We start from the raw sequence: 20131 nt of genomic DNA on the forward strand, positions 1-20131 counted from the left end.
CTGATTCCTATTTTGTTACAAGTCCCAAATTCCGTCTGATTGTCCGTGTACGGGAGATGGTCTGACGGATGGCGGACAGTCCCGCCTCCTGCTCCCTCAGCTTTTCCAGACACTTCCTCAGATGCTTTATCCGTCCGCTGTCGTTCATTTTCAGGTCACTGCCGAGTATGTCCATGGTCAGGGAGATGATGGCGGCGTTGTTCGCCACCACGTCCTGCACGGCCGAAGTGATGCCCGGCAGCCCCTTCATGTCCATCTTCTCCGCCTCTTCCAGCGTCCTGAGGCAGTTGCTGTTCAACCGGTTCTGCCGGTCTATCAGGTCCGTGAACATCCGTGCGCGTCTGACGGTGGCGGACACCTTCTGGACATAGTCCAGGGCGGTCTGGAGCCTGTTCACCGATTCCGTCACCTGTTTCACCGTTGCTGCGGTATTTCCCGCGGTCAGTGTGCTCTGGGCGGTGTTGAGAGGGTCGGTAATCGCCGCCTGTGCGGCAGCCTTCAAGGTCATTCCGCCGCACAGGAGCAGAAGCAGAAGCGGCCTGTATCCCTTTAATCCTTTTTCCATACGGTCTCCTTTCATTTCCTGTCCTTTGACGGGTGTCTCTCCATGTATCTGCCTATCGCTTCCTCCATCGGCATGGTCCTGGAATAGCCGTCAATCTCAGCCCATGTCTCCCCGTCGGTCTGGAAGGCGAGGAACTTCTCCCGGCTCAGTTCGTTGCGCACCACCACCGCATACCTCCCCTGGCCGCCGGTGAAGCGGATGAAGCACTCGGAATGCGGACGCTCCCCGGAAAAGTCGTTGCGGATGGACCGCATCATGTTGCACTGGGCGGGGTCGCCCCCCATCTCGAACCTTTTCTCCACGGCCCTGTATACCACATCCGTTGTGGGAAGGATGTACAGCAGCTGGGTATTGGTGATCATGCCTTTGGTAAATTCGTCATCGGGAAGCTGGTCGGGACTCTGGACGATGGTCATCACCGCACCGTTCTCCTTGCGTATCTTCTGGTAGCAGAAGGCGACTGCGGAATGTATGCTGATATCCTCGCCTCTGGACTTCATCTGCGCCGTTTCGGCATACTCGTCAAAAATGATCATCCCCCTTCTGGTCCGGTCGGAAAGGATCTTGTCATGAATCACGTCGAAGATCAGGGCCATGACCAGGTCGGAGAGGAACTTGTCCTGTTTGATCTGCGTCAGCTCGAACACGACCAGCCGCCTGTTCCCGAAATCGGGCACTCCGTCGGTCCTGCATACATTGGCATACCGTTCACCGGGAAGGAACTCGCTGCATATGAGACGGAAGGAGGACAGGTCAAAATAATTGGGGTCTACGTCCTTCCGCCGGCAAATATCCTCATAATGCTCCGTCACGTGGCGGTAGAAAGAGGGAAAGGAATGGGGCGGCAGGCAGGTGGCGTAATAATCCTGGATGAATTTTGTGAGGGCTACGGACTGCTCCTCCTCGTCCTTCCCGAACATGCGGCGCCAGAAACGCTGCACGATACCCGATAGCACCTCTATCTTGTTGTTGTCAAGGGAACGGCCCTCCAGATCGAAGGGATTCAGACCCAGCGGTGTCTCCCCGTCATAGTCCACATGCAGCGAGATTTCAGGATAAAGCTTGCAGAGCTGTCCGAAAGAGTACCCGAACTCCACCACCACCACGATATAGCCCTGCCCGATGAGCTGCTGCACGATATTCAGTGTCAGCACGGACTTGCCGCCGCCGGTGGATGCCACCACGATGCCGTTGCGGGCCGGTATGCGTTTTTTCTTCGCGTCCCAGATATCCTTTTTCAAAGGTATCTGATAAATACGGTCATTGAAATACACCCCTTCCTCATCCGGGGTGAATGTCGTGTAGTTGATGAACAGACAGAGCGCGAGGGAAAGCGGGGTCAGGAACAGGAAACCGCTGTCAAGCCCTTTCTCCTGTCCGGGAACCGAAGCCAGGTATATGTTGGCCAGATGCTCGTAGGACGGTATATAGAATTTGAAGTCCGAGACGGTCAGGTATTCCCGCAGCTTCTTCTCGGCCCGGTCCAGCAGTTCCGGGCTGTCATCCCATATCATGACGGAAAAATTGGCACGGCAGAGGAGCTGCCTCTCCTCCATGATCTCCTTCTGCATGTTCTCGAGCTCGTCCGCCTTCGGCTCCAGCATGGCCCTGTCCCATCCCTTGTTGGTGCGGTAGACCGCCACACGGCGGGAGAACTCTTCATAAAGTTTCTCCGATCCCTCGAAATAGAGGATCTGGTTGACCGCATGGTTGCAGTGCAGGTGCACGCCCAGGCCTTCCAGTTCCGCCATGTACAGGCTGCATCCGGACACGGGCAGTGTGGTGTCCTCCACATCGCTTCTGACGGTGCGGTCAGGCAGATAGTCACCGTCACAGACGGTATAGCAACGCGCTTTCTCCCGGTCGACGGTGATCTCTCCGGAGAAATGGATGTCACGGTCGCAGTCAGCCCGGGGGAAGAAGTTGATGTACCGGATGACATACTCCCTCAGGCCGGCGGCGGCCATCCTTTCCAGACGGGTGTCCCTGATACTGTTTATCACACCAATGGCGGAGTTCACCCCCTCCAGAAATTCGGTGAGTTTCTCCCGGTCGGACACATGCAGCCTCTCCCGGTAGGAGAACGGGTTGGCATTGTACGAGGCTGCCAGGGAGGACAGGCCGGACAGGGTGAATATCAGAAGACAGTCATGTTCCAGATACTCACGGCCGGAGAAATGCCTCTGTTCCGCCTTGTCGATGAAGCTGTCCCCTTCCAGCTCATGAACGTACTCCCTTTTAAGGAACACGTCCTGCTTGTGCACGAAGCTGCCGGAGGGCAGGTGTTTGAACGCCTGGTAGAGACGCGCGTTGCGCTCCTCCAGGTCGGTACGGTGCAGGCTGTAGCATTCCGGATTGTACATGCGGAACGCTACAGACACGCAGCCGTTTCTGGTAAGGATGACACCGTATTCGTCATTGATGACATCCAGTATGGAATATCCTTCGTTTGCCATTTTCTTATTGTTTGTTTTTTTATTTGTTATCCCGTTCAGTTGTTATTTATATCTTTGCAGCAATAAAACATATTGTATCTTTATATCTTTTTAGTTTATGAATGAAATCAGTACAGCCCTTAAAACATTGACTGACAAAATCACTGTAAAGTTGGAAATCGGAGAAAAGCATTTTAATGTTTTTCTATGTATTGCTCTATGCGCACTGGTCATTTATCCGCTCCTGTTCACAGCCGTGGTTCATTTCAGAACACTACCGCTTGGGATACAGTTATTGATTGTGACAGGAATTTCGGTTGCCTATTCAGTAGTCCTCGTTCCGCTTTCCGCATTTTGGGTTTCCAAAGAATGGATCTGCTATGCACCGGTTGGTATCCTTTCCTGTATGTCAGGGATTTACTGGGTATTTGCCTGCCCTCTCTCCGGAGTTGACCCCAACTTTATAATATTTTGGAGAGTTATGATAATACTCCTTCCGCCCATGCTATTGTTGGGTATAGCCATCAACCTGTGGGAACTCCGCCATGTCAAAACCGGTAACAGACAAAGCAACAGTTTAAGGAGGCAACTCTTTATCATCTTCTTTTTTATCATTGTTTTCACCACCTATTTCCTTATTTCCAATTTCTTTAGGAGTGCTGTTTTTACGTATACGTATATTTCTTGAATCTTTTATTTCCTTGGTGATACAATAAAAGACAAAAGACACACAAAAAAAGAATGTCCAGACAAAAGCAAACAGCACTTCGGGACAGTCAGTTATAAGTCTATTCATATTTTCTGTAGTCTATCTGTTTTTTCATTAAAGCATTTCTCACATCACGGTTTGTAACCGTCTTCTCCCAATGCGGCGGCCTGTACTTCTTCCTTGAGGCATTCTTATAGAACTTCCTTGCCAACGACAGACCACATCCGACAAGCAATACGAATATGAAAAGCATTTCACCGCCTGTCGTACCGTCCTCCAGCCAGCTCTTGACGTTCAGCAGGAGTACGGCCACGGCGAATCCGCCGTAACCGAGCAACAGATAGAAGTCGCGTACCAGCAGCCCGTGTATCTTGCACGGGTTCTCGATCCCTTTGCGCACCTTGTACTCCATGGCGGTCAGATTGAGAAGCTGACACCGGCTATCTTGCCCACGCAGAAGCTGATGACGGTCACCGCGATAAGGACATAGCCGACCATGTAGGCGACGTTCATCCATCCCTGTTTCTTGTTGCCCTCGTTGGTCTCGTCATTGATGAGTCTCCAGTTCTTTCCTATGCCTACGGCAAGCGCCATGACCATCACACCGAGGAAAACCGGCAGTGCGATGTCGTTCAGGACGGTGTTGATGTCACTTTTGATGGATTGTGCCCCTGCCGGAAGAACCGCCGCCAGCAGGACGGATAAAGTATAAATTTTCTTTTTCATTGCCTTTCTTGTTCTTTTTCAGTTATTGTTCCTTCATAATTGCCTCCGGGCTGCCAGCCGGTGATGGTGATGTCCTCTATCTCCACCCCGTTTCCGGCGGTTTTCAAAGTGTAGACATATTCCTTTCCGGATCGGAATGCCGTCGCCGGCATGACGAAGTCGTATGGATGTCCGCCGGCCACCAGCGCCACGTGCATGGCCGGACTGTCACCGGGATAGAGCAGCAGGCTTCCTGTCCCGGAGGATATTGTGCCTTTTTCCGGTTTTATCTCCAGTGAGCCCGTCAGAAGACTGTACGAGGCGGAGTAGCTGTAATCCGCCACCCTGACCGCGGTGACGGCGGCGGGCATTCTGAAAGTCACCTTCGAAAGAAGATGATACAGGGTGATGGAGGCGGAGGGTGCGTTCCCGGACACCATGGTCCTCTCTGAATACAGATAGTCTGTCTGGCTCCTTGCGTCCAGGCCCATCTTTCCGCCGCTGCAGGACGGGCTGTAAGGATAATACGCATATATGCCTTTATCCCCGTCCGACAGGGAAATCTCCGCGAATGTCCATTTCCCGGACCGGTTGAGGACTCGGATGTTGTCCGGATACAGGTTTCCGGCCGTATCCGTTACAAACATGCCGAACTCGCTGACGGACATTTCCTGCCCGTCATCGCCACGTGCCGTGCAGGAGCTGATGGACATGACGGCGTCCTGCTCCGGACTGTCGTTAGGGCCGGAGCAACCGCTGAGGGCTGCAACCGGCATTACAAACGTCAGACAAATAATGAGATGATTGAATGGTTTATCCATATTTATAGTTTTTAGTTTATGTCCACCGATACCTTTCTGTCCTGGTATACAGTGATTGACAGTTTCCTTCCGCTTTCGTTCTGGGTCAGCGTAATCGTGCCGCTACGGTCGGAAGTTGTCGGGTTTTCACTGACGGTTGCCGAGTTTGTGCCGGCACTGATCCAGGACACGTTGGCGGAAGCCGACCAGCCGATATTGCTGCGGGAGGTTTCGCTGCCGTTGGTGTATGTGATCTTCTGTGAGGTGACACTGTAGGTGACGGTTCCCCCGGTGGAGACAACGTCATCACCGCTGACGGCTCCGAGCGTGAATATGTACCCGTAGGTGATTACATCCGCGGGCTTTCCATCCTGATGGATTGTCACATGGCCTGATTTTCCTCCGTAACTTGCCGTATAAGTACAATTGCGGGATGAAGTGCTGCCATTGGCCGCCACTGTGACAGTCGTGCCGCTCCGGCTGAAGCCCGACGCGCTTCCTGACCATGAGGCGGATGAGCTCACATCCACACTCCGGTATTCTGTGGTGGTGCCTGTTGTTATGCCGTTCCACTTCGTGTATTTCGGACGGCTTTGTGATGCTGTCGCACTCAGGCGGCTTGTGCCTCCGGATGAGCCGATACCGGACGGGCTGGCGGACACTGACAATGAGCCCGTGGTCCAGTTGCCGTACTCCGTTGTCTGACTGCCGGCGGACTGTCTGACCGTACAGGCGGCCGACCTGCCGTTTGAAGTGGCCGTGACTGTGCAGGACCTTTCAGACGCTGTTGTGTTGTTGCCTGCTGTCAGTGTTGTTCCGGACAGGCTGAATCCGCTGCCGGCTGCCGACAATGACGGTGTGGCCCTGTCTGTTTCCGTACCGCCGGAACCGCCGACACCGTTCCACGTCCATGTGCGGGTACGGGTTGCCGCTGCGCTGATGGAGGATGTGCCTCCGCTTGCGGCTATCGTGGCCGGATTGGCTGACACTGTCACGTTCCAGGCACTCCATGACGCATATTGCCTGTTTCCTGCAGACTGGGTGATCGTACAGCCGGCTGATTTACCGGCATGGGTTGCCGTATATGTTATACTTCGCGTGCTTGTTGAGGTGTTGTTGCCGGCGCTGACTGTTTTTCCGGCCAGGCTGAATCCGGCTGCACTGCCCGAAATGACAGGTGTGGCGGTTTCCGTACCGGTCTTTACCCCATTGGTATATACGTCACGCACAGCCGAGCAGGTCAGCGTTGACGTTCCTCCGGCGGCCGCGATAGTGGTCGGACTGGCGGATATGTTTACTTTCCAATCTCCGTAACCGGTTGTTCCGGCCGGCTGCTTGACTGTACAGGTCGCTGATTTACCGGCATGGGTTGCCGTGACTGTACAGGACCTTTCAGATGTTGTTGTGTTGCTGCCTGCTGTCAGTGTTGTTCCGGACAGGCTGAATCCGCTGCTGGCTGCCGACAATGACGGTGTGGCCCTGTCTGTTTCCGTACCGCCGGAACCGCCGACACCGTTCCACGTCCACGCACGGGTACGGGCTGCATCGGCCGTGATGACGGATGTACCTCCCGTGTTTGCAACCGTTTCCGGATTGGCCGATACGGTTACACTCCAGTCGCTCCAGGATGCGTATTGTTTTGCACCGGCATCCTGTGTTATGGTCAGGCTGTTATCCGATGTTATGCCGTTGTAACTGCCTTTTACGGTAATACTTCTGGCATTTGTCGTAGTATTGTTGACAGCCAGGACCTGATTCCCGGACAGGCTGAATCCCGTCCCGGTTCCACTGAGGGAAACCGTTACATTTTCTTTTTTATCAGGATCCCGGTGGTCGTTATAATAAGTGCTGAGAACGGCTGTGACAGCCTTGTCTCCTCCGGCAGCGGGTATGTTTCCCGCAGTTGTGCTGATTTGCAAGGTCTGCCGCGTGGTAGCGGAGGACTGTTGTACCGGCAGGATGTAAGTCCTTCCGGATTCTGCCTGGGTAAACAGGACCTTGCCGTTTCGGGGAGCGGTATTCAGGTTTTCCGCCACCTTTATTGTTTTGCCCGCCTTGTCCGGGGTTATCCAGACGTCTGTCGTTGAAACCGTGTAATCCAATGGACTCTCAGTGCCGGGCAATGGCTTCCCGTTTATTGAATAATATTTGTTTGAAACCGTTTCGTAGTTATAGATGCCGCCGGAATAGCCGCTGCCGATGGTTTCCGGACTGACGGTAAAGGTATACTGCAGCTCTTTGCCCATGAACGGAATTACGGTAGTATGCCCCGCAAGGAATTCTTTCTTTGCCGTAAGGGTGTAGTCCTTTTTTGTGCCGTCGGCAAATAAAAGGGTAAGGAATGTACCGTCGGCATCCCGGGCCTGCGCCGGAATGACCGCAGTGAATGTGCCGCCGTCATTATACATCCGTATATCCGAGGTGGCTCCAAGGGTATTGGCGGTGCCGGTTCCCAGGTTGATATTGGCTGTAGCCTTGGCCCTTTGGATGGTCACGCCGGAAAGTGCCTCTCCCGCTTCCGGCGTATAAGTGACCTGCAGCCGGGACAGCCGGTGGGAGAAGGCGAGCGTTATGACCTTATCGGTTGTTCCGCTCCTGTTGGCCGCATACATGAAGTCGGAAAGCGTGATGCCTTCCCGCTGGTCCCCCTGTATGCTGAAATCATAATCCAACGGATTGCCCATGTCTTCCCTGTAGGGGTAATAGGCATAATAGTCCGTTTCATAGCCGGCGGCTATTTCGTTGGCGTCCCCGTCCGCCACGAACTGCGAGCCGTTCCAGACGAACCGCTTGTTGTCCGCATAGTTTCCGGACGTTTTCAAGGTTGCAGGCGCTGATGACATGCGTACTGCCGCATAGACGCCGATGGCATCCCCGGTCTCAAACGTTGTCTCGGTTGCCCGTGCTCCCCCTGCGTCAATTTCAAAGGACACGGTATCACGGCTGTGGATTGCGGTGCCTTCCTCATTCTCACAGCCCTGCAGGGACAGGAGGGTTGTCATGGCCAGCCAGGGGAAAAGGCTGTTTAAAATATTCTTCATTTTCATCGTTTTGTCTGATTATGGGGGATTGGCAGCCCCGATATGGTTTGTAACAGGGCGGGAAGAAAGGCTTCCCGCCCCTTAAAGTCAGATTACAGGTACAAGCTGGATTTCACCTTTCACATCGTCTGTCCAGGGTTCGATGGTCACACCGCTGCCATCGGCACCGCCGATGACCAGACCGTTATTCCCCAGTACGATGTCGTAGATATTACGGTAAGAGCGTTCCCATTTCGTTCCGGCCGGGAAGGTGAATTGCAGCTGCTTTCCGTCAATGGTGAACACGGCCTGCATATCCTTGCCCGCTGTCGCATCAACCGGAACGACAATGGATGAAAAGGATACGGCCTTGTCTGTCAGGGTGGCGCCGGCGCTGAATTCCACATTGCCTGCCGTCGTTTTTGTCAGGGAACCTGTTGAAATATCCATAGTGGCACGGGTATACAACGGAGTGGCGGAACCGACATTCTTCAGTATGATCCCGGTAAGGACGCCTTCCTGTCTGTATCCTTCCGTTTTCTTCATGCGGAATACGACCTGTGAAAGGGCATGTTTCATCGTGATGTTCACATTACGGTTCAGGATGCTCGCCTTGGTGTCGCCCTGTCCGTACAGATGGTCCGTCTGGGTGGTGATGTCCACCGGAAGGGCGGAGGGGGTGGTCAGCGTGGCATCATACGGATAATAAGCGAACACCGTCGCCTCGTTCTCATCCAGCAGGATCTCTTCCGAAGTCCATCCGGCAGCTGAATAGGTGAAAGGGGTGTTGGTATAGACGGCATTCTGGTTGTACGGAGTGCCCAAAGTACCGTTGCAGACATAAAGACCCAGCTTGTCACCGGCTTCCCAGGCGGTCTTTTCCGCACGGGAAACAGCGGGAGCACCGATGTTGGCGTTGATTTTCAAGGAGGCACGGACATCCTTGACGGTTCCTTCTTCATTCTCGGAACAGCTGCATGCCAATACGGCAAGACACGCTGCGAACAAAAACATTTTCTTCATTTTGTAAAATTTTAAATTGATGATAAATTGATGATAAAAAAACAGTATTTAATAAGTAACCGTTCCCTGGCCCCATTCCACATTCTGCCAGTCCTCGATGGAAGCGGTGGCGGTATGCAGTGACGGTGATACGCGGACGGTGATGTCCACGCTGATACCGTCAGCGGTGAAGTCCTTGAACACATCACTCAGGTCAAGATCCGCATCCACGGGCATGTCCCCGTCCAGATGAAGACGGATGATATTGCTCACCCCGGTATTGATGCCGAACACCAGCACTTCCTTCCGGAAGAAATTCTCCTTTTCAGGGGAGACGGTGAAAGGCAGGGTGGCGAAACCGCTTCCCTTTTCCCTTGTACGTACATACCGGCTTGTGGTCACGCCGTCAAGTTCGGCGGTGATTCCGGTATATTCCAGGATTCCCGTATTCGTCACCGTGATGTTGAAGACAATCCGCTGCACCATCAGTTTGCTCTCGCAGGTGACGTGCAGGGTGTCGTCAGTCATGACCGTACCGGTCACGGAAGAGGAATACGCATATCCCTGCTCCGCCGTGATCTTTCCCTGTTCCGTCGGAACACGCAGGCGGACGGTGGCGGCGGAGCCCGCATCCTCAAGGATGTTGACATCCTTGTTGCAGGCGAGAAACTCGTAACTCCCGATATGCAAGGTCCCATACGCATCACCGCTTCCATTAAAAGGAATGGAAAGATTGTCATATTCCGCCACGCCGTTACCGGTCAGCGGAAAAACCATCAGGTTCATCTCCGCCTGTTCCGGTGTGCCCATATCGGAAGGGTGACGGAACCCGTTACGGGCGTGCAGGTATCCTTTGTAGATACAATCCTCGGTGAACAGGCCGTCACAAGAGGAAAGTGACAGCAGGGACAGGAATATGCCGGGCAGAATTCTTACTATTTTATTCATATTGCGACAGGTTTAAATTATACGTTGTTATCAGCCGGTTGATTTCCGGATCAAGACGACCGCGATAGGCTTTGGAACCGTCCAGTTCCAGTGAGCGCATGAAGGAGGACACGGCTTTGCCGTCGTCTTTCAGACGGCTGTACAGGATGGACAGCAGGTAGCACACATTGGAACTTTCCGGCAGGGATTCCAATATTCCGGCAGCCCGTGCATCATAGCCCAGTGACATCAGGCAGATGGCCGTGTTGTAGTCGTTATAGTCCGACAGTATCACCAGCGCGTCCTTGTACTGCCTGTCCTCCATCAGGTCGAGACCGTGCATGTAGGCCGAGTCAAGGACGGTGGTGTATTTGAATTCCTCTATCATATCCCGGCGGTGCAGGTAGAATGCGAAGTTCACCGCACGTGCCAGAGGATAATAGTTCTCCCTGATATGCTTGTAGGCATCCGGAAAACGTTTCCGGATCCCGGCCTCCCTTGCGTCCGGATCCTTGACGGAGGACATGATATCCAGAACGGCTGACCTGTCATCCATTTCCGTATCCTGTTGTACCTTGCGGACAAGAAGCTGCCAGTCCTCGCCAATCCACCGGGGACGGATCAGGGTGTCGATACCGGCCCTGTCATCCGTCCTTCCGGACAGGTACTCCTTCAAGGCAACGGCACGCTGTCTGGACAGGATACGGTTCGCGGCCGCGCTGCCTTCCGGGGATGCGGTGGCGGTCATGTCAATGCTGTCCATCACCAACTCACCGGTATAGGTCAGCTTGTTGATCGCTTCCAGAACTTTGTCTATTTCGGAACGGTTGTTCCCGTATTCCTCGTCAAACAGGTATCTGCCTGCCGGATAATTGATATAGGCGGTCGTATTGGCCGTGGCCTTGCGGTATATCTTCTCCTTCCTGTACCGGGGCGCATGGTCCAGGAACTGCACCATACTGCTTATATAATAGGTAATGGTATCCGAGGACGGTAAATTGGCGGAACTGCCATTGACGGCAAGTATCCTTCCGTCTACTGTCAGATCAATACGTTTCGTGTTATCGGTAACATCCATCTCCTGCCGGTAATAATAGCTGAAGGTATTGTTCCTGTTCCTGATGACCGTATCCAGACGGGCGGCCTGGTAAGGGAAACGAACCAGCTCCTCATATTTGCGTGACACCGCGTCACGTTTGCGTTCGTTCTCCGCAATTCGCTTGTAATCGAAGTATCTCTCCGCTATACGCGCCGAATCTTCCGGCGTCACCCTGCGTACCTTCAGAGGGGTGCCTTCCGAGAACATGCGGTAGCGGGACGGAATCAGCGTGGTGTCCAGGTCACGGCGGAGCCAGTAGGCGGGAAGTACGGACAGGATGGTGTTGTGGCCGGCGATGGCCATGCGGTTCCGTTCCATCTTCGCGTTGAAGTGCTGGTAACGGCGGTTCCATCTCTCAGTCCAGTCAATCCATTCCTCGCGGGCGATATAGTCATGCTTCCATGCCTGGTAGAACTCCTCCTCCAGCTCGGCCATGGCACGGCGGTAGCCTTTCATGTCGAACATCTCTTTCAGATAGGCGGAATCCGGGATGATGCTGTTTATGAAGGCCTGGTACTGCGCGTATCCTTTTTTCTGCCGCTTGACGAAGTCGGCGCCGGATAGGAAGATCCTCTCCAGTTCTATGCGTCTGCCACGCTTGTAGGCCACAGGGGTCAGCTGTACCTGCCATTTGTCATCTATCAGCCTGCCCGGAACGGTCACGACAAAATCCAGATTCACTTTCCCGGCACGCTCGGGGATGTTCCTGTTACGCGCGACAATGGTCACCTCGTCCAGCTGCAACACGGTCATCTCTTCACCCGTAACGCTGTCACGTTCGGCCATGGTGACAATATGTTCCACTCCCGAACTGTCCTTCCAGGTGATTTTTTCGGGAACGGAATAGCATGTCGTGTCCGGTGCAGGCCGCTTGCCGGCCTGTGAGAGACCGACCTTGCTGATGCTCCTTTCCATCTTGTGGGACAGGGAACAGGATAAGGACAGCAGTGGAAGTAAAAGGATTACAGGTATGTTTCTTTTTTTCATAGGACCGTACATTTAGAAAAGATATATCATGTTCAACGCCACACGTGAAGGTATCAGATACCATCCGTGTTTTCTGCCCAGGAAGGCGCCGCATTCCCGGCAACGGTATTCGTTGTACCTCGCCCAGACCGCGGCGCCGCCGAGTTCCCATTCTATGTTCCATGTTTTTGACAGGGGGTAGGCCTTGCCGATGGAGAGGCCGATGCCGTAGCCTTCTCCCTCATAACGTTTCTTGTTCCATATCCTGCCGATCGAATAGCCGCTTGCCAGGGTGTTCATCCCGACAAAAAAATTGGAGTAGGACTCCACGAACCAGTAGCGCACGCCCGGCATGACAGTCAGGTTGCGGAACTGGCGGTTGTCCTTAAAGACGAAAGGATTGTACTGGACCGGTAGATGAAGCGACCATCGGCGGTTCAGTGTCATGGACCCCTCCAGGTTGATGTTGCCCGTTGCCAGCCCTATCAGGTTGGTACGTGCGGAATAGAACTGGGCCGGGGATGCCAGGCAGACGCCCAACAATATCCCCAGAAAAAAGAATTTCTTTCTCATCTGTTTTCTCCTTCCTGATTGGACGGCCGGGAATTCAGCACGGTGATGTCCCATGCCGTCAGCGTGTTGAAGTAACGGCCGTCCCATTCACGGGCGGAAATGTCAAATTTGACACTGACCTCCATACCCTCCTCCATGGGAAAACGGTCCATGTTGTCATTCATCACTTGCAGGCAGATCCTCTTCGGATACTGGTCTTGCGTTTCTATCACAAACTCACGGGACTTCCACGGAGTGCCCGATGTCTTTCCGACTCCTTCCTTAACCGGAAAGAGGGTAAGTACTTTTCCTTTTATCTCCATATTTTTTTCGTTTATGTGTTTTTAATCAAGTGAACGGGGATGAACCGCAACCATCCTTTTCACGATCTGCTAAAACCATTCGGCATCCGGATCGACCTCCACGGAAAGCCGGTCCATGATCCATGTGATCAGTCTGTTGACAAAGCCCATGTTTTTATCCTTTTAAAAAAGAGTATTATCCTTCAATTGCCTGCTCAGACTTATATGGCGGCCGTCATCAACTCCGGTCATATAAGCCTTGTGGTTCGTCTTATGCCTGTTCGCCACAGGCTTTCTTCTGACAAGCCTGAACCTGCCCATATAGTCGTCTATCAGTTTTTGGTGACAGATCATGAGGCCGGTTTCCTGCGGCGTCTGCCCGGACTTCTCCAGCTGCATGCGTAAACCGGGTATGCAGCCTTCCAGATAAGACCGGATATAGTCCTTCTTACCTTTGGCGGTTCTCCAGTAACCGCGTCTGCCTTGCGCATACCCGGAATACTTCTCTTCGGACAGACGTCTGAAGGTTTTACGCAGGTAGTCAAAGAGCGCAATGACAGTTGCCGCATTTTCCTCTGTCCCGATTACCACCATATGGGTTGTGCCCGCGTAGAGCAGCATCTTGCAGTAATTGTATTCACATAAGACCCTCATCAGGTCCCGTTTCCAGATATTGCCGGCTGCATCCTTGTAGCTGATTCTGTCAGATTCGCAGGCTGTCAGCCGGTTTTGTGGATTCTCACCGGCAAGATCAAGCAGGGAGAGGTTGTATTCCATAAGCAGGCGGTGTATCGCCGCTGCCGCCGCATGAGCTTCACCTTCAGATCCGATCTGTGTGGCGGATTCTTTGAGCCGGATAAGCTTGCGGATTCTTTCCGTTATCTTTTCTGATACTTCTTTCATATTGTTTGCTGTATTACATCTCATTTCCTGCAGTCATTGCTTTTTTTTTACAGGCTTGCAGGAACTCGTTGAAATCGTTATGCCGGGGATACAGCCGGACGGACTCATTGACCAGTACCGTATCCTTCCCAAGATTCCCCTCCAGTTTCTCCAGGGCGTCCATGCCTGCTTTGTCGTTGTCCAGAAAGGCATGTACCAGCCGGTGCCGGGAAAGGAACTCTCCGGACCTGCCGGCCATGGCCGTGGAGTTCAGGATGCAGAAATTCATTGGCGGCAGTCCGGGATGTTCCCTGGCATACTGGAGATAGCTGAGAAAATCCATGAATCCCTCGAAAACGGCACAACGGTCGCCTCCATTGTCAAGACAGGTGACGGCTTTTACTCCGGCACATCCCTTGAATATCGGATTCCTGAGCTCCATGCCTCCCTTGTCATTGGGGAAAGCTACGGCGAAACAGCGTCTGTCCTTCCTTCCGCTGAAATGGTAGTATGCTTCCTTGCAATATGCCTTTGCAATGTCCGCATCAATTCCACGCCGGCCCATGTATTCCAGAAGCATCCTGTTGGTCAGGGGATTGATATTGTCAACAGTCAGTCTGGGGCTAGTGCCGGCATCCCCGGCGGAAGTCGGAACAGGGAGGGGGTCGGACGGGGCGGACAGGTCACTTTTTTCAATCCGCCGCATGGCGGAGTGAAAATCGCACCGTTGCAGACGCATGACCAGGTCAGCCACACCTCCCGAGCTGTCCTCACCGAAATCCTTCCATTTGTTCGTGTGCAGGTTCACCATGAAGCTGGGGGTCTCCTCATTTCTGAAAGGGGAGCTGTACATGAGATAGCCGTGGTAGGACCTGACCGGTTCATGACCGTATTTTTCCAGTATCTCCCGCAAGGGGATCGCATTGGCTTCCTGTGATTTCATAATCTTTCGTTTTTTTTAAGTTCCTGCCGCACCGGCTTCACAGCGGGACGGCAGGATGGAATGTTCTTTCGCATACTAACTAATGTCAAAATATCATGCGGTCCGGACGGACGTCAGCCTGCTCCTGAGAAAACATAGCGGGCTCCTGATGCGCCCGTTGCTGCGCTCGATTTCCTTCAGGGCGGCTTCCAGCACACGGGGGGAGTCCGCGGACAGATGCAGGATCTCATGCTGCTGTGCCGGAGAAATGCCTAGACGCTCAAGGGCGGCACGGAAACCGTCCTGCCTCTTTTCTCCTGAACATTCAGCGTTGTACTTGCGGATATAGTTCTCTATCAGCGGAGTGAGGCAGCCGCCCACACTGTAACGGTAGTCACCGTTACGGATGCTGTCCTTGACGGCGGCTATGGCGTACTCCAGAGGCATGGCCGGATAACGGGCTTTCAGAATGCACGCCCAGCGGATCTGGTCATCCTTCAGGTTCAGGTATTCCAGATCGGATTTTAAAGTCCGGATGGAATTGTCCTCCTCATCCGTCTTTTCCTGAACGGATGTAAAGGAGCTTGAGGATGATATGTTTTCTTTTCTTTCCTTTATATTGTAAGCTTCCGGAATATTCACGGATTCTTCCGGAATAAATCCGGTTTTTTCCGGAAGAATTCCCTCTTTCAAAGGAACGGGCGCTTCTGAAGGTTCCGTGAAGGGAACAGAGGTGACTGCCACAGATCCACAGATCGGAACGGACGCCGCTTCCACAGGGAGCTGTGCCCGGGAAACCGGGAAGGAGGATTTTTCTTCGGAAAGAAGATTTATTTCTTCCGGAATGACTGTCTTGCGCTTGGCCGCGTGACACATGGACACATATCGGATCTGGATGGAGTGCCCTGTCAGAATGCCGTACTGTTTCCAGATTCCGGCATTGAACAGCCCCGTTTCCGTACAATAGTTGATGATCCGGAGAACCTCCTCTTCCCTCATGTTCCAGTATTCCGCACAATCGAACAGCTCGTCCTGTGTGAAACGGATATAACAGCCTTCCACACGGTAGATCTCATTCAGGACATACTGGTATATCGCATAACCGGCACAGCTGTGTTCCTTTCTCAGCTTGCGGATCTTGATGTCACGGAACCGGTCCGTTTCGGCCCTGTAGTACTCAAAGCCTTTTCTGGCAATTCTTCCCATAATTATACGTTTTAAGAATTTTTTTTCAGTGTGAAACAAACAGGATTCGAACCTGTATCACCAGCCTGCATACAATGCGGTGACTTGCCTGTTAGTCCATTGTTCCGTTCCGTTACGATTCTGATAAATATCTCATTAAACTATCCTTATCTCTAAAAAGTCTTTTTCCCCATTGTGGATAATTGTTTCTGGGCACACTTAGTCCATCTGACAGCTTATAAACCATAAGAAAACTATCATCAGTATAGGATATTTCGATAATTATTTTGCTTATACTTGTATGGATAATGTTATCCCCGCTCAGATAGCATACGCTATCTCCTACGTTAAATTCAGTATCTATATTCATACCTATATCGTTTTAAATATTAATCTTTTTCGATGAAAGTGTTAGTAGTATTCAACACTCCGGCTGAATCCCGATTTTTACCATCACGCACAAAAAAACTATCGCTTAACAGCCTTTCATAATCGATTTTATTCATAAGAATAACACTCGCATTGCCATCTATATACAGTTTGCATTGCATGAATTGAGTTCCTTTTACTTCCTCAATTACATCTATTTGCATTGTTCTTTTTTTACTCATATCTATATCGTTATTAGTTATTGAGCAAAACTTCTTTTTTACTCTGTTTATAGTCATACCCAGTTCTTTCTGTTGAAAATCAAAAATGGCTTTTTGCATCTCTTCATCATTTTTAGGCTCATGAGTATATCTCTCATGGCAATAACAGTAGTTGCTTCCGTAAGCACATGTACAAAACATCTTATTCAGCTCCTCTCCAACTTCCCATCTGGCATTATCGTTAGGTATTCTTCCCTCCTGTAACCATTGCCACTGGGTTTTCATTTTCTCTCGGTATGCAGCATTTCTTATTCTTTTCTCTTTCCGTTTCTTGGCTACATCCCGGTACTCCTTCCTTTTGGCCAAAAGGATGGCTTTGGCAGTGTCCTTATCTTCATGGACCTCACTGTCTTTGAAATAGACAGCTTTGGCAGAGTAAAAGCTGTTAGTCCATTGTTTTGTACCTTTGGCCTCCTCATTGGGGATAAAACCCTTTTTAGCCCATTGCAGGGCCGTTAATATTTCCATATTGCTCCCTTTCTATTATATATTATTTAAGTTCGAAGATTCTGTTGATGGTGTCAGCTAATTTATCATTGATGATTTTCGAGTTCCAACTGTCAAATTCAAGAATAATACCAACTTGTCTGGAACCGCCGGAGTCTGTATAAGACCTGCCCATTGTGATATTTACAGGCAGGTTCTCCTCTTTGGCTACCTCTATAAAAGCGTTTGCCAGTTTTTTTAACATTTCACATCTTATCAACATAGTATTTTCGGATTAGTGATTATGAATTGACAGCCATGAAGAAACCGGCATTATTATACTGTTGCCTGATTTCTGCGGATGTAAGAATATGATACTTGGTATACAACTCAGCATTGAACAAGTCAACCTGAATACAATACTCCACGATTTTCTCCACTTCTTCCGGAGAGAGTGCCCAATAGTCCGCTACTCTGCAAAGCATATTCTTACACCAATACAATGAATGGTTTCCTGTACGGAATATCTCATTTTCTATATAATCATAAACCGCATATCCATTACATCCATATACAGTTTTCAGATCACTGACTTTGGTTTCATGCAACTGTGATGTCCTTTTATAACAAGGCAGGAATGGAATAATCTTATTGTCTGAAATAACGGATTTCATAATGTCTTTTATTTAAATTTCGGTAATAAGGATGCAGTTCAGATTCTTATTGAATTCTGAACAAAAGATTGTTGCTGCAAAAAATTATACTCTTGCAGGTATATCGTATCTTTTACGTATTTTTTTTACGTAATTGAAAACAGTCTTTTCACAGACTTTTGGAAAAGAGGGATTATTCTCCTTTAGATATTCATGAATCTGGGTGGAAGAATAATAAGGACAGGTTATCAGCAAATGCTTAACTGACTCCTCATAAGGATCGAGACGGCAGGAATAAGAAGGGCGCGGACGATTGCCATGTTGAAGAAGCTCATCAACATTTAATCGGGAAAGCCGCATGACTCTGCCGGGAGGAAGTTGCAGCTTCTTTGCTATTTGAGAACGGCTCAAGCCAAGAAGTCGAAGTTCGGCAATGTTATGCCAGTCGTGGTAGTCTTCTGTAATCTTTTTTGCATCCATTTTCTACATAAATATAGTTTTCGTAAAGTGAAATATTTAATGTTACGAAAAAGTGATGCGGCAAAGTTACGAGTTACACTCTCGCAGATAATCCCCGTTCCGTCCGAGTCTATCAAGTTTTGCAGCAGTCCCGTGCCCGTGTTGTTGCCGGGGATGATGAACATGCGGTTGGGCGGCGCCACGGGCGGCTCCTTGTCCTTGCGTGCCTTCCCCAGCGCTTCGTAGGCTCTTAGCTCCTTGCGGTAAGCTTTCATGCTCTCCGCCACCTGCCGGCGTATTTCCTCGTGTATGGGCTCTATGAGTTTGCGTACCCATACCAGTACACTCTTCCCTGCGGCGGCATGGCCCGTGATGAAGGTCTGCAGGCAGGGATACTGCCATTTGTCCCCGTACTTGCAGCGTACGATGTGCGACAGTGAGGCGCCCAGCACCGTCATTGCTCCCAGCAGGAGCACATCATGCTGTGCCGGGGTCTTGGCAAAGGAGAGGATGCTCTTCAGCGGTTCGGGCCAGTCGTGATCTTGCGGAAAGTAGGGTAGGGGAGAGAGGGGTTCCGTTCCCTTCATTTCCTTTTCCTCTTCCTCGTGCTTCTTTTTTCCTGTTTCTTTTTCTTCATTCTCCACCTTATTATATCGCGCGCACGTGTGTGAGAAAAAAGGACCTGCGTCTGCTGCGTCTGCGTCTGCGTTTTTGTGAGAGGGGGCGACTCTCACTCCGCACATTTCCGCCAGGTGGAACACGCTTCCCAGGTGGATGTCGCCCTTGCAGGTGTGCAGGGCGTTGCTGAACAGTTTCTCCGCCGCCGCACTGTCATGCTTGGGCGAGAGGCTGCACAGGCTCATGAAATCCGCACGGCCCGCCTCGCCGCAGTCCGTGGCGATGGCAAATGCCAGTTGGGTGTATTCCAGATAGGTGGGCGCGATGTCCGCGTGTGATGCCTGTACCGCCTCCGTCAGGCGGTGCAGTTCTTCCAAAAGATTGTTTTTGTAATGATTCATATTCCTTTTTATGTTAATTTGGTTTCGGTATAAGAATACCTCGTTTCTGAATGATTCTGAATAAGCGGCCCGTTGGCCCGTGTGCTGCTATGCCCGTTGGCCGCGTTCTGTTCCGCATGGGGATTGGCACATTAGCCCATGGGCGTCTTGACTCTCATCAAGGCCCTTTCGTCATGCGACAGGAAGCAGGCCCGCACCAGGTCTTTGCCCGAGTAGTCCACTCCTTTGCCCTTGTCTTTGTCCGAGCAGTCGCCATACCTCAGGCGGGCGTATTCCATCAGCCAGTAGATGTTCTCGGCCGCATTCTGTTTCACGTCGCTTGTCCGGCCGAGATCGTAGGGCACGAAAGCCTTCACGCCGTGTCCTCCGGGGCTTACGAACACCAGTTCGGGCAGCAGGAAAGGGTCGTCGAACAACTGCCGGCGCATCCTTTCGGCCTCCTCGCGGCTGTCCAGATGATCCAGATCCAGTATGCTCAATCCCGAAGGAGCCAGCAGCCGGTCGCTCCGGCGGTAGCTGAAAGTTCCGCAGGGGGTGACGTATGGCAGGGTGCTCTGTTTCAGCCTGCGGTACTCCTTCTCGTCACCGTATGCGGCGGCTGCGGCTTCGGTCAGTTTCTTCAGCCGCGGGCTGCCGGTGACTATGTTCCATACTTCCTCCAAGGTCAGTTCCTTGTGAGGGACGAGCGTGGCAGGCGTCACGTTTTTCCCGTTAGCGTCCTTCACCGGCGAGATGGGGGGAAGGAAAAAAGATAGTTTACGTTCTTGATTCATGATTCGTTTTGTTTAAAAAGTATTAATTTTGCATCCGCATTTTTTTTGCGTCCTCTGAATTTCTTCCCGAAGGTAGGAAG

At 51.6% G+C, this 20131-nt stretch carries 21 protein-coding genes, 1 tRNA gene and 2 pseudogenes; all 24 read right to left on the reverse strand.

Features of this window, described 5'->3' with window-relative positions; all coding sequences use genetic code 11:
- Nucleotides 1–7: 7 nt before the first annotated feature.
- Entirely contained in the window at nucleotides 8–331 is a 324-nt protein-coding gene (locus tag AB5935_RS04840; protein WP_227194034.1) for a hypothetical protein, read from the reverse strand.
- Nucleotides 332–576: 245 nt separating this feature from the next.
- Nucleotides 577–3021 carry a conjugal transfer protein gene (locus tag AB5935_RS04845; protein WP_117543603.1) on the reverse strand — a complete coding sequence of 815 codons (2445 nt, stop codon included), beginning with the start codon at nucleotides 3019–3021 and terminating at the stop codon, nucleotides 577–579.
- A 556-nt stretch (nucleotides 3022–3577) separates the two neighbouring features.
- Nucleotides 3578–3796 (reverse strand): hypothetical protein, encoded by a 219-nt coding sequence (locus tag AB5935_RS04850; RefSeq protein ID WP_007839672.1) that lies wholly within the window; start codon nucleotides 3794–3796, stop codon nucleotides 3578–3580.
- Nucleotides 3789–4109, reverse strand: a complete 321-nt coding sequence (locus AB5935_RS04855; protein ID WP_233514125.1) for a hypothetical protein — start codon at nucleotides 4107–4109, stop codon at nucleotides 3789–3791. Before AB5935_RS04855 ends, AB5935_RS04850 begins: the two co-directional genes overlap by 8 nt.
- A gap of 17 nt (nucleotides 4110–4126) precedes the next feature.
- The gene (locus tag AB5935_RS04860) at nucleotides 4127–4435 is read right to left on the reverse strand and encodes a hypothetical protein (protein WP_032947745.1); all 309 of its coding nucleotides are present in this window, start codon (nucleotides 4433–4435) and stop codon (nucleotides 4127–4129) included.
- Nucleotides 4432–5235, reverse strand: coding sequence for a fimbrillin family protein (locus AB5935_RS04865; protein ID WP_007839670.1), 804 nt, complete (start codon nucleotides 5233–5235; stop codon nucleotides 4432–4434). The genes AB5935_RS04860 and AB5935_RS04865 overlap by 4 nt, the downstream gene beginning before the upstream one ends.
- Nucleotides 5236–5246: 11 nt before the next feature.
- Nucleotides 5247–8261, reverse strand: coding sequence for a fimbrillin family protein (locus AB5935_RS04870; protein WP_117928659.1), 3015 nt, complete (start codon nucleotides 8259–8261; stop codon nucleotides 5247–5249).
- Nucleotides 8262–8342: 81 nt separating this feature from the next.
- Nucleotides 8343–9257 carry a fimbrillin family protein gene (locus AB5935_RS04875; protein WP_007839666.1) on the reverse strand — a complete coding sequence of 305 codons (915 nt, stop codon included), beginning with the start codon at nucleotides 9255–9257 and terminating at the stop codon, nucleotides 8343–8345.
- Between the two features lie 48 nt (nucleotides 9258–9305).
- Nucleotides 9306–10184, reverse strand: a complete 879-nt coding sequence (locus AB5935_RS04880; RefSeq protein ID WP_007839662.1) for a hypothetical protein — start codon at nucleotides 10182–10184, stop codon at nucleotides 9306–9308.
- Nucleotides 10177–12249 (reverse strand): hypothetical protein, encoded by a 2073-nt coding sequence (locus tag AB5935_RS04885; protein ID WP_007839660.1) that lies wholly within the window; start codon nucleotides 12247–12249, stop codon nucleotides 10177–10179. The genes AB5935_RS04880 and AB5935_RS04885 overlap by 8 nt, the downstream gene beginning before the upstream one ends.
- 12 nt (nucleotides 12250–12261) lie before the next feature.
- Nucleotides 12262–12801, reverse strand: coding sequence for a DUF3575 domain-containing protein (locus AB5935_RS04890; RefSeq protein WP_007835993.1), 540 nt, complete (start codon nucleotides 12799–12801; stop codon nucleotides 12262–12264).
- Nucleotides 12798–13103 carry a DUF3127 domain-containing protein gene (locus AB5935_RS04895; protein ID WP_007839659.1) on the reverse strand — a complete coding sequence of 102 codons (306 nt, stop codon included), beginning with the start codon at nucleotides 13101–13103 and terminating at the stop codon, nucleotides 12798–12800. The genes AB5935_RS04890 and AB5935_RS04895 overlap by 4 nt, the downstream gene beginning before the upstream one ends.
- Before the next feature lie 162 nt (nucleotides 13104–13265).
- Entirely contained in the window at nucleotides 13266–13985 is a 720-nt protein-coding gene (locus tag AB5935_RS04900; protein WP_007839654.1) for a DUF2786 domain-containing protein, read from the reverse strand.
- Between the two features lie 13 nt (nucleotides 13986–13998).
- Complete coding sequence (locus tag AB5935_RS04905) at nucleotides 13999–14907, reverse strand: toprim domain-containing protein (protein WP_117543597.1); 909 nt, start codon at nucleotides 14905–14907, stop codon at nucleotides 13999–14001.
- Nucleotides 14908–15000: 93 nt separating this feature from the next.
- A complete protein-coding gene (locus AB5935_RS04910) occupies nucleotides 15001–16092 on the reverse strand; it encodes a DUF4373 domain-containing protein (protein WP_007835987.1) in 1092 nt (363 codons plus the stop codon).
- 31 nt (nucleotides 16093–16123) lie between these two features.
- A tRNA-Thr gene (locus AB5935_RS04915) sits at nucleotides 16124–16198 on the reverse strand.
- Between the two features lie 6 nt (nucleotides 16199–16204).
- Nucleotides 16205–16441 carry a hypothetical protein gene (locus AB5935_RS04920; RefSeq protein WP_007835985.1) on the reverse strand — a complete coding sequence of 79 codons (237 nt, stop codon included), beginning with the start codon at nucleotides 16439–16441 and terminating at the stop codon, nucleotides 16205–16207.
- A gap of 19 nt (nucleotides 16442–16460) precedes the next feature.
- The gene (locus tag AB5935_RS04925) at nucleotides 16461–16682 is read right to left on the reverse strand and encodes a hypothetical protein (protein WP_087339817.1); all 222 of its coding nucleotides are present in this window, start codon (nucleotides 16680–16682) and stop codon (nucleotides 16461–16463) included.
- A gap of 75 nt (nucleotides 16683–16757) precedes the next feature.
- Nucleotides 16758–17189 (reverse strand): annotated as a pseudogene (locus tag AB5935_RS04930) (hypothetical protein); the annotation flags it as partial.
- A gap of 22 nt (nucleotides 17190–17211) precedes the next feature.
- Nucleotides 17212–17430: a hypothetical protein gene (locus tag AB5935_RS04935; RefSeq protein ID WP_005811483.1), complete on the reverse strand. Its 219-nt coding sequence runs from the start codon at nucleotides 17428–17430 to the stop codon at nucleotides 17212–17214.
- Nucleotides 17431–17449: 19 nt separating this feature from the next.
- Nucleotides 17450–17821, reverse strand: a complete 372-nt coding sequence (locus AB5935_RS04940; RefSeq protein ID WP_007839240.1) for a DUF4373 domain-containing protein — start codon at nucleotides 17819–17821, stop codon at nucleotides 17450–17452.
- Nucleotides 17822–17905: 84 nt separating this feature from the next.
- Nucleotides 17906–18280, reverse strand: coding sequence for a hypothetical protein (locus tag AB5935_RS04945; protein WP_007839242.1), 375 nt, complete (start codon nucleotides 18278–18280; stop codon nucleotides 17906–17908).
- Nucleotides 18281–18357: 77 nt separating this feature from the next.
- Nucleotides 18358–19278 (reverse strand): annotated as a pseudogene (locus tag AB5935_RS04950) (DUF3987 domain-containing protein); the annotation flags it as partial.
- Nucleotides 19279–19409: 131 nt separating this feature from the next.
- Entirely contained in the window at nucleotides 19410–20051 is a 642-nt protein-coding gene (locus AB5935_RS04955) for a BT4734/BF3469 family protein (protein ID WP_007844954.1), read from the reverse strand.
- Nucleotides 20052–20131 lie beyond the last annotated feature (80 nt).

Source organism: Phocaeicola sp. RTP21198st1_B8_RTP21198_201120 (genome assembly GCF_040929485.1).
GTDB classification, from domain to species: domain Bacteria; phylum Bacteroidota; class Bacteroidia; order Bacteroidales; family Bacteroidaceae; genus Phocaeicola; species Phocaeicola dorei.

Excerpts from the sequence above, each read along its gene's own strand:
- AB5935_RS04895 (WP_007839659.1), bottom strand. The coding sequence starts at position 13,103 with ATGGAGATAAAAGGAAAAGTACTTACCCTCTTTCCGGTTAAGGAAGGA.
- AB5935_RS04940 (WP_007839240.1), bottom strand. The coding sequence starts at position 17,821 with ATGAAATCCGTTATTTCAGACAATAAGATTATTCCATTCCTGCCTTGT.
- AB5935_RS04850 (WP_007839672.1), bottom strand. The coding sequence starts at position 3,796 with ATGAATAGACTTATAACTGACTGTCCCGAAGTGCTGTTTGCTTTTGTC.
- AB5935_RS04920 (WP_007835985.1), bottom strand. The coding sequence starts at position 16,441 with ATGAATATAGATACTGAATTTAACGTAGGAGATAGCGTATGCTATCTG.
- AB5935_RS04860 (WP_032947745.1), bottom strand. The coding sequence starts at position 4,435 with ATGAAAAAGAAAATTTATACTTTATCCGTCCTGCTGGCGGCGGTTCTT.
- AB5935_RS04910 (WP_007835987.1), bottom strand. The coding sequence starts at position 16,092 with ATGGGAAGAATTGCCAGAAAAGGCTTTGAGTACTACAGGGCCGAAACG.
- AB5935_RS04865 (WP_007839670.1), bottom strand. The coding sequence starts at position 5,235 with ATGGATAAACCATTCAATCATCTCATTATTTGTCTGACGTTTGTAATG.
- AB5935_RS04885 (WP_007839660.1), bottom strand. The coding sequence starts at position 12,249 with ATGAAAAAAAGAAACATACCTGTAATCCTTTTACTTCCACTGCTGTCC.
- AB5935_RS04955 (WP_007844954.1), bottom strand. The coding sequence starts at position 20,051 with ATGAATCAAGAACGTAAACTATCTTTTTTCCTTCCCCCCATCTCGCCG.
- AB5935_RS04900 (WP_007839654.1), bottom strand. The coding sequence starts at position 13,985 with ATGAAAGAAGTATCAGAAAAGATAACGGAAAGAATCCGCAAGCTTATC.
- AB5935_RS04925 (WP_087339817.1), bottom strand. The coding sequence starts at position 16,682 with ATGAGTAAAAAAAGAACAATGCAAATAGATGTAATTGAGGAAGTAAAA.
- AB5935_RS04905 (WP_117543597.1), bottom strand. The coding sequence starts at position 14,907 with ATGAAATCACAGGAAGCCAATGCGATCCCCTTGCGGGAGATACTGGAA.
- AB5935_RS04840 (WP_227194034.1), bottom strand. The coding sequence starts at position 331 with ATGTTCACGGACCTGATAGACCGGCAGAACCGGTTGAACAGCAACTGC.
- AB5935_RS04935 (WP_005811483.1), bottom strand. The coding sequence starts at position 17,430 with ATGTTGATAAGATGTGAAATGTTAAAAAAACTGGCAAACGCTTTTATA.
- AB5935_RS04870 (WP_117928659.1), bottom strand. The coding sequence starts at position 8,261 with ATGAAAATGAAGAATATTTTAAACAGCCTTTTCCCCTGGCTGGCCATG.
- AB5935_RS04845 (WP_117543603.1), bottom strand. The coding sequence starts at position 3,021 with ATGGCAAACGAAGGATATTCCATACTGGATGTCATCAATGACGAATAC.
- AB5935_RS04880 (WP_007839662.1), bottom strand. The coding sequence starts at position 10,184 with ATGAATAAAATAGTAAGAATTCTGCCCGGCATATTCCTGTCCCTGCTG.
- AB5935_RS04875 (WP_007839666.1), bottom strand. The coding sequence starts at position 9,257 with ATGAAGAAAATGTTTTTGTTCGCAGCGTGTCTTGCCGTATTGGCATGC.
- AB5935_RS04890 (WP_007835993.1), bottom strand. The coding sequence starts at position 12,801 with ATGAGAAAGAAATTCTTTTTTCTGGGGATATTGTTGGGCGTCTGCCTG.
- AB5935_RS04945 (WP_007839242.1), bottom strand. The coding sequence starts at position 18,280 with ATGGATGCAAAAAAGATTACAGAAGACTACCACGACTGGCATAACATT.